Source organism: Psychrobacter sp. APC 3281 (assembly GCF_030407815.1).
GTDB lineage: Bacteria > Pseudomonadota > Gammaproteobacteria > Pseudomonadales > Moraxellaceae > Psychrobacter.
The window spans coordinates 60,957-75,464 of the sequence record NZ_JASDCS010000003.1 but is presented as its reverse complement, the minus strand read 5'-3'; the positions used below and the strand labels follow the sequence as shown (position 1 = coordinate 75,464).

The window sequence follows — 14,508 nt, the reverse complement described above, 5'->3', positions numbered from 1 at the left end:
GGCCAGTTTATGAACCCTGCTACCAATCTGAGCTCTGCCATTACTCGTTATGTACATCATGACGATACGCTTCCTCTGCCGCAGTTGCGTAAGTTGGGGCTGATCTATAGCAGCTATCGCTTCGTCGTTAGCCTGTTCTCTATGCTCATGCTATATATCTCTGCTCGTACTGGTGATAGCGCGTCTTTACCAAGTTTTTTACAACAAACTATTCTGAGCTTCTATGTACTGCTAAGCTTGATACTGCTTGGATTATTTTATGTTGTTAGAAAACATATGCGCCGCCAACTGGCATTCGGACTGGCGTTGGACGTTATTATATTAAGTCTACTGCTCTACACGACAGGCAACCCTGATTTGCAGTTAACCATGCTATATATGGTGGTTGTCGCAGCTAGCTTTATGCTGCTACATGGCTCACAAGCATTAGTTATTACTTTACTTGCCATCATTCTCGTTATTTATCAGCAATTTTTCTACGCTATTGCTAATAGCATGAGTCTAGCTAATCTAGGTGATGCGCTACTGATGTCAGCGAGCTTTTTAGCAGTGGGTGGTTTGAGTTGGTCTATCTCTCAGCGATTGGTACAGCTTGAAAAGGTCGCGGCAAACCATGCTAAGGAAGTCGAGCGACTCAACGTGATCAACCAAGAGGTTATCACGCAGATGGTGAATGGTGTCATTGTTATTGATAAGCAACATATTGTCTTAGCAAATCTTGCCGCACATCAGTTGCTGAGCCTTTCGCCTGTCACGCCTAACACAGCACAGAATACCCTTGACGATACAAAAGACACTCAGAACAAAGCACTTCTCTCTAATTTTGAGCAGCAACTCAATGAACAGCATTTCCAGCTGTTTCATGCCTGCTTGTCGGTAGCATCTGGGCAGTCACGCGCTTTTACCTACGACGTGCCAGCTGTGGCAAATGCCTCAATATTTGGCAAATTACGTGTACAAATTATTCCACTAAAAGACGATAGTAAGCTTGTCATATTAGAAGACTTACGCCGTGAGCAAGCCAGTGCTCAACAATTAAAACTGGCTTCTTTAGGGCAACTGACTGCCAGTATTGCTCATGAAATCAGAAACCCATTAGCAGCGATATCGCAAGCCAGCCAGCTATTAATGGAGGATGTTGCAGAACAAATGGAAGATGACTGTGCATTAACAAGTGAATCGAATGCTGCCATGACCGGCAACCATGAGCTTTATGAAATGATATTTTCACAGACAAAACGTGTAAACCGTATCATCGAAGATATTTTAAAGCTGTCTCGTCAGCAGACGGCTACCCAGCAGGTGCTCGAGTTAGCTGAATGGATGCCATCGTTTTTGGAGAATTACTTTCAAGGACACGACATTTTTCTACGAATAAAAACCAAACCCATCATATCATTTGATACTCATCAGTTAGAGCAGATATTGATCAACTTAATCAACAATGGTCTGCGTTATAGCAGCTATGCTCATCCTCATGCTTATGTAGAAATCGACATTTACTGCGCAGACAACGATGTTATAATCGATATATTAGATAATGGTGATGGTGTTAGTGCTGGAAATTTAGAACTTTTGTTCGATCCATTTTTTACAACAGATAAAGCTGGTACAGGACTGGGGCTCTATTTATCACAAGCATTTTGTGAAGCCAATCAAGCACGTTTACTCTATATTCCTGAACATGAGAAAACATGCTTTCGATTAATTGTACCTTCTATTAAATCTGATAATAAATTTCAAACTATCGAAGAAAATCTTACCTAAATTTACCTTTTGAAAGCTATTACGCCCATTTAGACCCAGCTATTGATTTTATAGCCATAAAATACAATGAGATGATGTATGACAACAACTGCGCTAGTCGTCGATGATGAAGTAGATTTATGTCGATTGATGCAAATTACCCTGACTAAAATGGGTATCAAAAGTGATGTGGCTTATACATTGTCGCAAGCAAGAACATTTTGGCAAGACAATGACTACGATTTCTGTCTGACGGATTTAAAACTGCCAGATGGCTCGGGACTTGAGCTGGTAAAAGAAATTAGCAATAGCTCTAATATTCCAATAGCGGTGATTACGGCTCATGGCAGCATGGATTTAGCTATTGAGGCATTAAAACTCGGTGCCTTTGATTTTGTCAATAAACCGCTAGAACTACCACGTTTGCGCCAACTGGTAGAGAATGCCATAAAAGTTATTCATCAAGACAACGAAGTACAGGCCGCACCGGAATGCTCTCCTGAACAAAAAATGCTAGATAGTAGATTGATTGGTAATTCTGCTGTCATGCATCCCCTCAAAAATACTATTTTAAAGCTAGCACGCTCACAGGCACCTGTGTTTTTATCGGGCGCTTCTGGCACAGGTAAAGAAGTAGTCGCCAGATTGATCCATGATTTAAGTCCACGGCGTGATGGCAGCTTTGTACCAGTGAACTGCGGTGCGATACCATCGGAGTTAATGGAGTCGGAGTTTTTTGGTCATAAAAAAGGCAGCTTTACAGGGGCTGTCGCTGATAAACAAGGGTTATTCCAGCAAGCCAATGGCGGCACGTTATTTTTAGATGAAGTGGCGGACTTACCTTTAGCCATGCAGGTTAAATTGTTACGTGCCATTCAAGAAAAAACAGTAAGGGCAATTGGTGATACAAAAGAAGTGCCTGTAGACATCCGCATTTTGTCTGCTACTCACAAAGACCTGAGCCAATTGGTACAAGATGGTGCATTTCGACAAGATTTGTATTATCGCATCAATGTCATTGAGCTAAAGCTTCCAACACTTAATGCACGCCGTGATGACATTCCTGTATTAGCAGACCACTTTTTAGCTATGATCGCTGATGACTGGCAATTAGAGTCGCCGCCGTCATTGACGATGGAAGCCTGCGAACGCTTACAGCGCCACGATTTTGCGGGTAATGTCCGTGAACTACGCAACTTATTGGAGCGTGCAGTTACGTTAGCTGAAACCTCATACATTGACGTTAGTCATTTAGGTCTTCCTGACCTTGAACCTGAGCTTATAAATACACAAGAGCAAAATCATAGCTCAGCTATCGATAGCTCTGAGCCACCTCCCCGTAACGTAGAAAATCAAATAGACGTTCAATCTACAGACCAATCTACAAAAGACGGTGAGCAAGTCATTCAATCTAGTCGCAATATAGCGACGCAGGTTGAGCAAAGGGCAACCAATTTACATCCTTATCGTACTAATACCAACCACTACCCCTCAATGGTGCAGCATTCGTCAGCTAGTAATGACAGTTCGTCAACCAACGTAGCAAGTACTCATGACAAAGAGTCGCTCCTTGACTCCAACGTCCAACAAGAAACCTCTAAAGACATATCAGGTTTATCAGAATTGTTCGACGGTCAACTACCGCCTCAAGGGTTAGAGCATTATTTGCAGGAACAAGAAAAGCAGCTGATTATCACGGCACTCAAACAAACTGGCTGGAACAAAACCCAAGCAGCTGAGTTATTAGGAACTACTTTTCGCTCTTTACGCTACCGTATGAAAAAGCTCGAAATTTCTGAAGATGCGTTCGACTAGTTTCTTTTGAACGTCATCATCAAATATTTTTAAGCGTTGAATGGTATGTGCTGTTAATTAATTGCTACGAAATTCTATTCTTTCGTAGCATTTTTTCTAACAAAGCGAATACCCGAATCAAGCGCGCGCGCCTTTACTATTTCTAATGCTTGCTGCTCCCACGTGTTCTCGCTGCCTGATAAAGTCACATCAGGTTCTACGCCGATCTCGTCTATTTGTTTGCCTGCTACCGTCATATAATTGGCCACAGTCAATTTGACGGCTTGCTCATCGTTTAACGGTATGACTGATTGTACTGAGCCCTTGCCATAGCTAACTTCACCGATAATAGTAGCGCGTTTTTGTGCTTGTAAACTACTGGCAAGCACCTCTGCTGCTGATGCTGAATAGCGGTTTTGCAATACCACTAAAGGCAAAGGCTTAAGTATCGCATCACCTTGGGTCGATAGTACCCGTGATTTATTTTGACGTGCTTGCACCTGCACCACATCAGTATCATCCATAAATAAACTGGCCACGCTCACTGCTGATGTCAGTACGCCACCTGGATTATCACGCATATCTAGTAAAATGCCTGATATCGGAGCGTTTAGGTTGATTAAACCTTCTAGTAGTTTCTCACGGCTATTGTTTTGAAACGCCGGTAATTTAACAATGGCAATGCCATCAACCAGTTTGGTCTCGATAATCTGCGGATGACTATTATTACGCTGCAACGTCGTTGTGTGCTTACGGCGACCAGCTTTGGAAGTGATAATATCTACCTGCGTACCGGCAATACCTGTCAAAAGCTGCTCAACATCATTGACCTGTCGTCCTTCGTCTAGCTTGAACTCATCAACCTGATGCAAATAATCACCAACTGCGATGCCTTTTTTGTCTGCAGGTGAGTCGTCGATAACTTCTGTCACGACCCAATACCCCGCCTCTGGCTGGTAATTAACCTTAATACCAATATCACCAACGTCGCCCTCAGTGAAAGCACGCAGATTCTCATAAGCTTCTGCGTCCAAAAACTCAGCATGGCTATCAAGTTTGGTCAGCATACCGCTCATCGCATTGCTAAATAACTCTTCATCATTGACCGCATCGACGTATTGACGACGTATTAAATCTACAACAGCCACAAATGTCTTTAGCGTCTCAGGAGAGATAGCATTTAGCGATACTTGTGCAACTTCTGCTGGAATCTCCGTATCAATATCATCGGCATCATCCGTTAGCGCGCTTTCATCTGGCACACTATCTATCGAGTCATCTGGCTCATCAGCGACATCTAGCATATCAGCAATGTTAGATAAATTATCAGCGTCGTTTTCATCCGCTATCTCATCTGCATTCAAACTGATGAGCTGTAGACCATTCGTAGGATTATCATTATTTGTAGAAGCTCCCACTGCGGCTTGTGCATTTACGCTAATCGCACAACCAAGCACACCTATTAAAATTGCAGGCTGCAAAATCTTGGACGCGACTGATGCCTTCCCTACTGATTTACTTAACCCTTTGGATAAAAAAGAACGTGCAAAAGAAATAGGCTGCATAAAAAAACTCATTTGAATAATAGAGAAGACGAATTTATCGTTATATAGCGACTTATAAGATAGCACCAAACGTATATTTCGAACTAGCATAGTATTGCAAGTAAATTAAGTAAAATGTATCACAAAAAAAGGAAAGGATAATAGGTTATCCTTTCCTTTTTGATATCTTCTGGTACAGCTGTCAAGTCAGTATAAACCACAGTCATTCAAGTACTGTGGTTTAACTCGACTGGCTTAGACTGCTGGAACCAATAAGCTCTCACCTGTCATCTCAGCAGGGGCATCGACATTCATCAATGATAAAATAGTCGGCGCCACATCACTAAGTTTGCCGCCGCGGCGCACTTGCAGCTTTTGCTCGCCCACATAAATCAATGGCACATGCTCTGTCGTATGCTGTGTATGTACTTGTCCGCTTTCATAGTCTTGCATCTGCTCACAGTTACCATGATCGGCTGTGATAAGCATATCACCACCAGCTGCTCGCACTGCTGACTCGATACGGCCAACGCATACATCCAGAGCTTCTACCGCTTTTACCGCTGCATCAAATATACCTGTGTGTCCAACCATATCACCATTGGCATAATTGACCACCAATACATCATACTTACCAGACTCAATCGCTTCTACTAATTTATCAGTGACTTCAGGCGCGCTCATCTCAGGCTGTAAATCATAAGTTGCAACGTCTGGAGATGGTACTAAAATGCGGGTCTCACCCTGATACTCTTCTTCGCGGCCGCCACTAAAGAAAAACGTCACATGCGCATATTTTTCAGTTTCAGCAATACGCAGCTGGGTTTTTCCTTGATCCTGCAAGTACTCTCCCAATGTATTGGCCAAAGATGTTGGGTAGTAAGCAATGCTGGTTTTTGGATTGTCAGCTAGGACATCTGAATACTTAGTTAGCATCACAAATGCCGCCAGTTTTGGCTGCTTTTGACGTGCAAATCCAGAAAACTCATGATCTGGCAGAACAAATGCTTGGGCAAGCTCACGAGCACGGTCAGCACGGAAATTCATAAAAATAAGTGCGTCGTTATCATTGACAGTATATGGCACTTCATCACGTCCAATTACAGTCGTTGGACTGACAAACTCATCGGTCTCACGCGCTTTATAAGCAGCTTGAACAGCGCCATCTGCCCGTGTCGATAGACGATCAGCTTTCCCTTCAGTAATCAGCTCATAAGCTTTTTGCACTCTATCCCAACGATTGTCACGATCCATTGCATAGTAGCGACCGATGATACTTGCAATCTGTACGCGGCCACCTTCGTAATGAGCATTCAATTTATCAATATAGTCGCGCAGACGATTGATGTACTTATCAGCAGATTTAGGCGGGGTATCACGGCCATCTAAGAAACAATGAATAAAGACATTCTTGGCACCATGGACCAATGCTGAATGACACATGCCTTCGATATGGTCTTGATGTGAGTGGACGCCGCCATCAGAGAGCAAGCCCATAATATGGACGTTACCGCCACGCTCATTAGCCGCTTTTACGGCATTGACCAATGCTTCATTTTTATAGAATTCACGATTGGCAAGTTCACTTGAGATACGTGTTGAGTCCTGATAAAGAACACGCCCCGCCCCTAAATTCATGTGACCAACTTCTGAATTACCAAACTGACCATCTGGCAAACCAACATCTTCCCCTGAAGCTGAAATCAGCCCATGAGGATATTGCTGATAAATCTTGTCTAAATTTGGCATATTAGCGGCAGCGATGGCGTTATCTTTATCTTCTTCACGATGACCAAAGCCGTCCAATATCATCAAGACATGCGGTATTTTTTTATTCTGTGCACCGTCTTGGTTATTGCTAAGCTGTGTTTTATTATTATCAATAGAGTCTGATGCTTGTTGGGTACTGGTCATATATTACCGCTCCTCGAGTGAATGAACGCCTATAATGCTGTGTAAGGGAATATAAAGCCCTCTATATTAACACACATCTTGAAATAGCTGAAAAACTGAGCATTTTTCGTGAGTTTATGAATAATTTTATAGGGTTATCTTATGACGTTTTTTCTAGATAAGACAATATAAGTGCGGCCAACCAACCAAGCTACGTATCAATCTGTAATTCAGACTTGCAATCACTCTTTTCATTGGTTAAGATAAAACTATTCTGAAGTGTTGGCTAGTAGATGTTTATTCCCTGAGCCGATAATGCTTTACCAGGATGTGGTACCTATTGTCTCATTGTGTATGCCTGCACCGCTTGCGGTGTATCAGGAAACCTGCAGAGATGATGACGCATCCGCCCTGAACTTCACGGTTCATGGGTCACCATCTTACAGCGGCACTTCGGTTGTTTCATTCGGTTAGTAAATATATTTCTTATAATTTATTTACTACCACTAAAAAGCCCCTTTCGTCATCGACGAGAGGGGCTTTTTTTATGCTTACGATTTAACTGAATAGTTATTCGTCATTAGCAGACTTGGTAATTTTCTTTACATCTTTAGGGATGTTTTTGGCAGTACCATCAACCGTAGTATGCTGTTTAAACACGTCACCAAATGGGTTTTGCTGCTGTTGACCAAACGGATTCTGGCCATTCATGCCACCTGCGCCACCGAACGGGTTTTGACCGCCCATACCACCAGCACCGCCAAATGGATTTTGACCACCACCCATTTGACCACCCATCTGCTTCGCCATCATTTCCATCATTTTCTGCTGATTATTCATGACGTAATTATTGGCCAAGTCTTTTAGCTTTTTCTGCACAGGTGGCAATACCACCAACAGCGCCATCAAATCACTAAGTACCCCAGGAATAAGCAATAAAATACCTGCAGCTGCCATCGCGATACTCTTAATCATCGTGGTCTCTGGCGGACGCATCGCAGGGTTCATCATGCCACCAGCTTTCATTTGCTGTGCCATTGGATTAAGAGCAGCCATACCTTTGCGCATCAAAGAGATACCGATAACCGCGGCGATAATAAACCACATAAACACCCACCAGCCGCTCATAAACTGAGCAAGCAAATACCACAGTAGCATCTCGATAATAAACCAAACGATGGCTATACCAACTATCTGACCCATAAAGTGTCGTCCTATAAAATAAAAACCAATAAATTGAGCGCCATGAAAATTAAAATGGCTAACATATGATGTATATGGGGATTGGTTGCTATACTATCAAACTTAAGGCTAATTTTTAAGCCATATAGTCGGTACGATATAATTTGGATAGAAGGAAGGCGGAAGACAGTACTACGAATAGTATGCTGAGCGAGTCTGACTCCGTATCCAATCTATATTGTATTGAATATAAAACGATAGGTAAGCAAGACGGAATATTATGGCAATTATTATAGGCATTGATCCAGGGTCACGCATGACTGGTTATGGGATAGTACAGCAGACAGGTGACAAGCTGACCTATATCGATGCAGGGACGATTCGCACAGATACCAAAGAGATGCCTGAACGCCTCAAGCGTATCTTTAATGGACTAACCCGTATCACACAGCATCATTTAAAATATGCTGACGAGCCTATCTATACAGCGATTGAGCAAGTATTTATGGCAGAAAACCCTGACTCCGCACTTAAGCTCGGGCAAGCGAGAGGTGCAGCGATTGCAGCAATGGTTGCACTAGATTTAGAAGTGTCAGAATATACGGCTCGGCAAATCAAACAAGCCGTCTGTGGCTATGGAGCGGCGGCCAAAGAACAAGTACAAGAGATGGTGTGCCGGATATTAGCGTTAGAAGTTGTACCGCAACAAGATGCTGCCGATGGTCTTGCCTGCGCCATCTGTCATGCTCACTCAAGCCATTCAATGAACAAACTGATATTGAATAGCGCCATGCGTGGCCGCGGTGCTTCTAAGAAGAAAGGTCGTTGGCGTTTAACGGAAGAAGATTTGGGTAACTTACGTTAAAGATCAGCGTTAAAATAGCGAGGCGTTAAGATAATGAGGTGTTGAAGCAGAAAAGCGTCAAAATAGATAAACAGCAAATTAGACGCCCCATAAAAAAACACGCGCTATTAGACACGTGTTTTTTTATGACTATGAGTATTTCAAAGCTCAAACTACAGTAAGCTACTCTACAACTGCACTTTCAATGACAGCATCTAATATATAAGCATACTTTTCATCAGCAGTATCATCTTTAGTTGGTTCACTGATCTCTGATAATTCATCGATATGTAGTGGATAGCGTTGTAAGCGCAATACTTCTTCGTGTTTGCTATCATGCTGATAGCCATCGATTTCACCAACGAATACTCGCCACTGTCCTTCGTGAGTTTTAATGCCCTGATCATTATAAGTAATAGGCTTAACTTGTAGACACTGCTCAGAGTTACCTGCTTCGCAAGGTACTGTTTCGGAGTTTACTGCCCAAAATACTGTTTCACCCTTACTGTTATATTTTGCTTGCGCAGTAAGCCTACCATTCCAAACCAGAGTTACATCATTGTCAGTAAACTGCGTTAATACTGGAATATCGCCTTGATCAATTTTGAACTCACTACTGCCCTGCATCAACGTATTCAAGGTGTTTTCTGCCACATCTAGCTCGCCACAAGACATCTTCGTACTCATACCCTCTTCAGTAGTTAAGGTATGGCCCTTTAACTGATAGCCAGCACTAATCGTATTACAGCCTACGCTATAGCTTAGCGTGTCTTGCCCTTGATACTGGTTAAACGCCAGCGTTACCTGACTGTTGATATTCGCGAGTTCAGCCATAGGTTGTTCATTGGCGTCAACAGCATTTACTAACGTCCAACGATGATGAGATAAGGTGGTCGTCAGCTTTTCTTGAGCGGTTAATTCAACAGGTTCAGATTCGTCTGATGTAGGGCTCATACTAGATACCAGACCTTCACTTACGGCTAAGTCTGTCATCTCGCCAGATTCAGCATTCTGCGATGTATCATTTTCACTAGACGCCGCTTCTTTTTGACACGCACTTAGCATCAGACTAACTGCCATCATACTGGGTAATAGCAGTAATTTTAACGTTGGCTTATTTCGGCTACCTACCATATTACATACCTCTTAGTAAGCTTGTACAACTTATCTCGCGTACCATCTATATTTTAAAAAACCTATTCAAAAGAAGTCATAATTTAAAAGCATTCTTCTTAAATAAACGTTTTAAAAACATAATTGATATAACTAAGCTAGATTAACCACTATAACCTTGGCACTATTAACCTATGTAACGAAATGTTGATTTTTATTATATTTCATAAAAAAACAGCTAACGATTGAGGTTAGCTGTTTTGCTTTATAGCGATCAATTTACCAAACAGGTTAATAGATAGATTTTATGATTTAAACTATTTTTCTAGGGCGTATCCTCATTTTAAAAATGGTGATGAAAATGAGATAAATGGCAGTCAAACAAGGAAAATAGCGCAGATAATATCGAGATATTAGTCAGCTATTTGACGCCATTTGGCAAGATTTAGCCATTTTTAACCCATTTAGATAACTATCGATTGAATTGAGGACACGCCCTAGAACCTTTTAGTCATTCACACTTGCAGGTTTGGCTTTAGCCATATTTTTAATACTAAAGCGTTCATTCATCTTTTGATAAAAACGAGCTAGGTTTTCGCCTTGCTCATTAGGATTAATCTTCAATACTTTACCAAAATCCAAGCTTAGATATAGCACGATATCCGCAAAACTTAATTGCTCACCTACTAGGTATTCACGACCTTCTAATATCGTCTCGAAATATGCCATGGCTTTGACCGCACGAGCAATTGATGGTGCGACGAACTCGGGCACTTGCTCAACACGTTGTGCTTTAGATGGATGACTGTGCTGAAACGCGAGCATCAAGTTATACATCACTTCAAACTCTGCAACACGGCGCATAGAACAAACCTGCGCACGCTGTACCACATCATTACCCATAACTGAACGCTCACCATAGACGCGATCCAGATATTCGCAGACCGCCTGTGAGTCATTGAGCACGGTGCCATCGTCTAGTGTTAAGACAGGGACTGTCTGCATCGGATTCATTTGCGTAAAGGCTTCTGACATTTGCTCATTTGCCGCAAAATCAATATCGATCACATCGATATCATCTATATCATCGACATCGATACCTTTCGATGCTAATAGAATAAGTGCTTTACGTGGATTGGGGGCAGTACGAGTGACGTATAGTTTTTTCATGGCAAACTCCTTGTAAGTTGGACTCAAAGCGACTTAGCGCTGATAGGCTTTATTATGGTTATTGCATATAGCGTATGGCTCAGAATATCAACACGCTATATAACAGTTATAGCCTACTCTGCTCATCATAGCAAAACCTTATTGAGCTCGCTGTTCTGATGAGAGTTTGAATAACAAAAAGCCCCATAACATTCAGTTATAGGGCTTTTAATTTTTGAGCAATTCTTAATCACTTATCAATACCACATGCATTTAACTTATTTGTTAGGCGCAGGTGTGGTACGTAAATAAGGCTTAATTTCGGTATGACCTTTAGGATAATTAGCAGCGATATCTTCGTTTTTCACGCTTGGAGGAATGATAACGTCGTCGCCATCTTTCCAATCAACAGGCGTTGCTACGTTATATTCATCAGACAATTGCATCGCATCAATAACACGGATAATTTCATCGAAGTTACGGCCACAGCTGGCTGGATAAGTCAGTGTTAAGCGTACTTTTTTCTTAGGATCAATAATAAACACACTTCTGACCGTCGCTGTATTGTCAGCATTTGGATGAATCATGTCATAAAGATCTGCAACCTTGCGCTCAGGGTCTGCAATGATAGGGAAATTGACAGCAGTACCTTGGGTTTCTTCAATGTCACTTACCCAACCTTTATGATCTTCTAAACCATCAACCGATAGCGCAATTGGTTTAACATTGCGCTTCTGGAACTCACCGCCTAGTGCTGCGGTACGACCAAGCTCAGTGGTACATACTGGCGTATAATCTGAAGGATGTGAGAAAAAAACCACCCAATGATCGCCTGCCCACTCGTGGAAATTAATATCGCCTTCTGTGGTCGCAGCGTCAAAGTTTGGTGCGGTATCGCCTAAACGTAAATGTGCCATGCTTGATTCCTTAGCTATGTTGATGAACGCTTGTATCGACCCGTTGGCCGCGCGCTCTATTATTATCATCGATGTGCTCAGCTATCAAATATAACATAAAGCACATCCGTAAAAACTGACTTTATCTTAACAAACTGGTTATGAATGTCTTGTGACGGATTGTAATGCGGTTATTCCATTTAACCCTAAGTAGATATATCAATTATTTCTTAAACCACCATCCCTGCATCCCATAAGCAAAATTCGCACCATAATCATACTTAACTTTATAACTGCACACACAAAAGCCCATCCCTAGCGTACTAGAAATAGGCTAACTTGCAAACTACTATTGTTCAGTATTATTTCAAAATATCCATTTGGATAAGGATACTTTTACATACTAAGCCAGTATAAATTAAGCTGGCTTATAGCTATCGCGCAAACTAACGATTTGGTTGAATACTGGCTTATCCGTGCTGTGATCTTCGCTATCAGAGATGAAGTAACCTTCACGCTCAAACTGGAAGCGCGTACCAGCATTTGCATTGACCAAAGACGGCTCAACCACTGCGTTTAGCTCAGTGAGCGAGTTCGGATTTAGCGCTTGATGAACATCAGCGACGCTACTTGGGTCTTCAGCACTGAATAGCTGCTCATACATGCGCACGGTCGCTGGTACACCTTGACTGGCTGATACCCAATGAATCACACCTTTGACCTTGCGCCCTTCAGGGTTGTTGCCCAAAGTAGCAGGGTCAATCGTCGCTTTTAGCTCAACGACATTGCCACTTTCATCAGTGATATGCTCAGTGACGGCTAACACATAGGTGTTACGCAGACGAATCTCTGGCTTTTCTGGTGATAGGCGCTTATAGCCTGCAGGCGGTTCAATCTCGTAATCACCTTGATCGATGTATAGCGTCTCGGTAAATGGAATCTCACGCTCACCCATATCGACGTTAGGATGGTTCGGCTGAGTCAACCAAAGTGTCTGAGTCGCATCGTCAAAACGCGCATTAACGCTATCGGCTTTTTGCGACTCCCAGCTGCTGACCGCTTCGCTAAAGTTAGTGATGGTCACTTTTAATGGCTTTAGGACTGCCATACCGCGACCAGTAGTCGTCTCTAACGATTGACGAACACTAAACTCTAGCAAACGGAAATCAACCACACTATCCGCTTTGGTCACCCCCACACGCTCACAAAAATCGCGCAAGCCCTCTGGCGTATAACCACGGCGACGCATGCCAGCGACGGTTGGCATACGGGGATCATTCCAACCACTGACGATACCTTCATCTACCAGTTGCTTTAGCTTACGCTTACTGGTCAATGTATGATCAACGTTTAAGCGGCTAAACTCGTACTGATGTGGCGGTACGTCAAAGCCGATTTTTTCGATGACCCAATCATAGAATGGACGATGATCTTCAAACTCAAGCGTACATAATGAATGGGTAATTCCTTCTAACGCATCCGAGAGTGGATGAGCAAAGTCATACATTGGATAAATGCACCATTTATCACCAGTCTGATGATGCGCTTGATGCATCACGCGATAGATAACAGGATCACGCAGGTTCATATTTGGGCTGGCCATATCAATCTTGGCGCGCAAAATAGCCTTTCCTTCAGCGTATTTACCGTCTTTCATATCGTTGAAAAGCGCTAGGTTTTCTTCAACACTGGCATCACGATATGGTGAAGGCGTTCCCGCTTCATTGAATGAACCACGGTTTTCTTTGATTTGCTCAGGGGTTTGCAAATCAACATAAGCGTCGCCTTGCTCAATCAACTGGATTGCCCATGCATGTAGCTGATCGAAATAACCTGAGGCATGATGTGCCTCGCCTGCCCACTCAAAACCTAACCACTGCACATCGTTTTTAATATTGTCGATGTAATCTTGCTTTTCAGCAGTTGGGTTAGTGTCATCAAAACGTAGGTTGCACACACCGCCAAACTCTTTGGCCACACCAAAGTTTAAGCAGATAGATTTCACATGGCCTAAATGCAGGTAGCCATTTGGCTCAGGCGGAAAGCGCGTTACAATTTGCTGATATTTTTGCGCATTGACATCGTCACGAATGATATTACGAATAAAATCGTTTTTTGGTTCATCTTTTTGTGCATTGTTGCTTGAGTGATCACTCATCGGGCATTGCTCCTAACGCAAATTGTCAGTTCATGGTGCGTGCCATCACGCATCACGAAACGTTTAAACTAAAGTATTAAAATAAAGCGAGAATATAAAAACTTAGATAGTGCGACCGCATTATCAAAATTTGTCAAAAATGGGTAAAGTTGCGTTATTCTATCAGGTTTCGCAAACGCATTAACAGCC

10 protein-coding genes and 1 other RNA gene are annotated in these 14,508 nt (G+C 42.5%); 4 read left to right on the top strand and 7 right to left on the bottom strand.

What is annotated here, in order from left to right; all coding sequences use genetic code 11:
* Positions 1 to 9: 9 nt before the first annotated feature.
* Positions 10 to 1,767, top strand: a complete 1,758-nt coding sequence (locus QL886_RS02790; RefSeq protein WP_290177574.1) for an ATP-binding protein — start codon at positions 10 to 12, stop codon at positions 1,765 to 1,767.
* Between the two features lie 78 nt (positions 1,768 to 1,845).
* On the top strand, positions 1,846 to 3,561 hold the full coding sequence (locus QL886_RS02785; RefSeq protein WP_290177573.1) for a sigma-54 dependent transcriptional regulator: 1,716 nt from the start codon (positions 1,846 to 1,848) through the stop codon (positions 3,559 to 3,561).
* Positions 3,562 to 3,635: 74 nt separating this feature from the next.
* Here the strand turns inward: QL886_RS02785 and QL886_RS02780 are convergent, their stop codons facing one another.
* On the bottom strand, positions 3,636 to 5,105 hold the full coding sequence (locus tag QL886_RS02780; protein ID WP_290177572.1) for a S41 family peptidase: 1,470 nt from the start codon (positions 5,103 to 5,105) through the stop codon (positions 3,636 to 3,638).
* A 234-nt stretch (positions 5,106 to 5,339) separates the two neighbouring features.
* Positions 5,340 to 6,998 carry a 2,3-bisphosphoglycerate-independent phosphoglycerate mutase gene (gene gpmI / locus QL886_RS02775; RefSeq protein ID WP_165597015.1) on the bottom strand — a complete coding sequence of 553 codons (1,659 nt, stop codon included), beginning with the start codon at positions 6,996 to 6,998 and terminating at the stop codon, positions 5,340 to 5,342.
* Positions 6,999 to 7,245: 247 nt separating this feature from the next.
* Here gpmI and ssrS point away from each other — a divergent pair.
* Positions 7,246 to 7,441: non-coding RNA, 6S RNA (gene ssrS, locus QL886_RS02770), on the top strand.
* Between the two features lie 106 nt (positions 7,442 to 7,547).
* On the opposite strand, the gene QL886_RS02765 is transcribed toward ssrS, so the two are convergent.
* Positions 7,548 to 8,180: an FxsA family protein gene (locus QL886_RS02765; RefSeq protein WP_057760971.1), complete on the bottom strand. Its 633-nt coding sequence runs from the start codon at positions 8,178 to 8,180 to the stop codon at positions 7,548 to 7,550.
* A 259-nt stretch (positions 8,181 to 8,439) separates the two neighbouring features.
* Here QL886_RS02765 and ruvC point away from each other — a divergent pair, with 259 nt between their 5' ends.
* Positions 8,440 to 9,024 carry a crossover junction endodeoxyribonuclease RuvC gene (gene ruvC, locus QL886_RS02760; RefSeq protein WP_057760973.1) on the top strand — a complete coding sequence of 195 codons (585 nt, stop codon included), beginning with the start codon at positions 8,440 to 8,442 and terminating at the stop codon, positions 9,022 to 9,024.
* Positions 9,025 to 9,186: 162 nt separating this feature from the next.
* Here the strand turns inward: ruvC and QL886_RS02755 are convergent, their stop codons facing one another.
* The 4 genes from QL886_RS02755 to QL886_RS02740 form a co-directional block, all read right to left on the bottom strand.
* Complete coding sequence (locus QL886_RS02755) at positions 9,187 to 10,137, bottom strand: META domain-containing protein (RefSeq protein ID WP_290177571.1); 951 nt, start codon at positions 10,135 to 10,137, stop codon at positions 9,187 to 9,189.
* A gap of 486 nt (positions 10,138 to 10,623) precedes the next feature.
* Complete coding sequence (locus QL886_RS02750; protein WP_290177570.1) at positions 10,624 to 11,286, bottom strand: glutathione S-transferase family protein; 663 nt, start codon at positions 11,284 to 11,286, stop codon at positions 10,624 to 10,626.
* A gap of 257 nt (positions 11,287 to 11,543) precedes the next feature.
* The gene (locus tag QL886_RS02745) at positions 11,544 to 12,182 is read right to left on the bottom strand and encodes a peroxiredoxin (protein ID WP_075107566.1); all 639 of its coding nucleotides are present in this window, start codon (positions 12,180 to 12,182) and stop codon (positions 11,544 to 11,546) included.
* Positions 12,183 to 12,579: 397 nt separating this feature from the next.
* Positions 12,580 to 14,319 (bottom strand): glutamine--tRNA ligase/YqeY domain fusion protein, encoded by a 1,740-nt coding sequence (locus tag QL886_RS02740; protein WP_290177569.1) that lies wholly within the window; start codon positions 14,317 to 14,319, stop codon positions 12,580 to 12,582.
* Between the last annotated feature and the right edge of the window lie 189 nt (positions 14,320 to 14,508).

What these genes read in the sequence shown, in the direction of transcription:
- gpmI (WP_165597015.1), bottom strand. Translation starts at nt 6,998, where the DNA reads ATGACCAGTACCCAACAAGCATCAGACTCTATTGATAATAATAAAACA.
- QL886_RS02785 (WP_290177573.1), top strand. Translation starts at nt 1,846, where the DNA reads ATGACAACAACTGCGCTAGTCGTCGATGATGAAGTAGATTTATGTCGA.
- QL886_RS02755 (WP_290177571.1), bottom strand. Translation starts at nt 10,137, where the DNA reads ATGGTAGGTAGCCGAAATAAGCCAACGTTAAAATTACTGCTATTACCC.
- ruvC (WP_057760973.1), top strand. Translation starts at nt 8,440, where the DNA reads ATGGCAATTATTATAGGCATTGATCCAGGGTCACGCATGACTGGTTAT.
- QL886_RS02765 (WP_057760971.1), bottom strand. Translation starts at nt 8,180, where the DNA reads ATGGGTCAGATAGTTGGTATAGCCATCGTTTGGTTTATTATCGAGATG.
- QL886_RS02780 (WP_290177572.1), bottom strand. Translation starts at nt 5,105, where the DNA reads ATGCAGCCTATTTCTTTTGCACGTTCTTTTTTATCCAAAGGGTTAAGT.
- QL886_RS02745 (WP_075107566.1), bottom strand. Translation starts at nt 12,182, where the DNA reads ATGGCACATTTACGTTTAGGCGATACCGCACCAAACTTTGACGCTGCG.
- QL886_RS02750 (WP_290177570.1), bottom strand. Translation starts at nt 11,286, where the DNA reads ATGAAAAAACTATACGTCACTCGTACTGCCCCCAATCCACGTAAAGCA.
- QL886_RS02740 (WP_290177569.1), bottom strand. Translation starts at nt 14,319, where the DNA reads ATGAGTGATCACTCAAGCAACAATGCACAAAAAGATGAACCAAAAAAC.
- QL886_RS02790 (WP_290177574.1), top strand. Translation starts at nt 10, where the DNA reads ATGAACCCTGCTACCAATCTGAGCTCTGCCATTACTCGTTATGTACAT.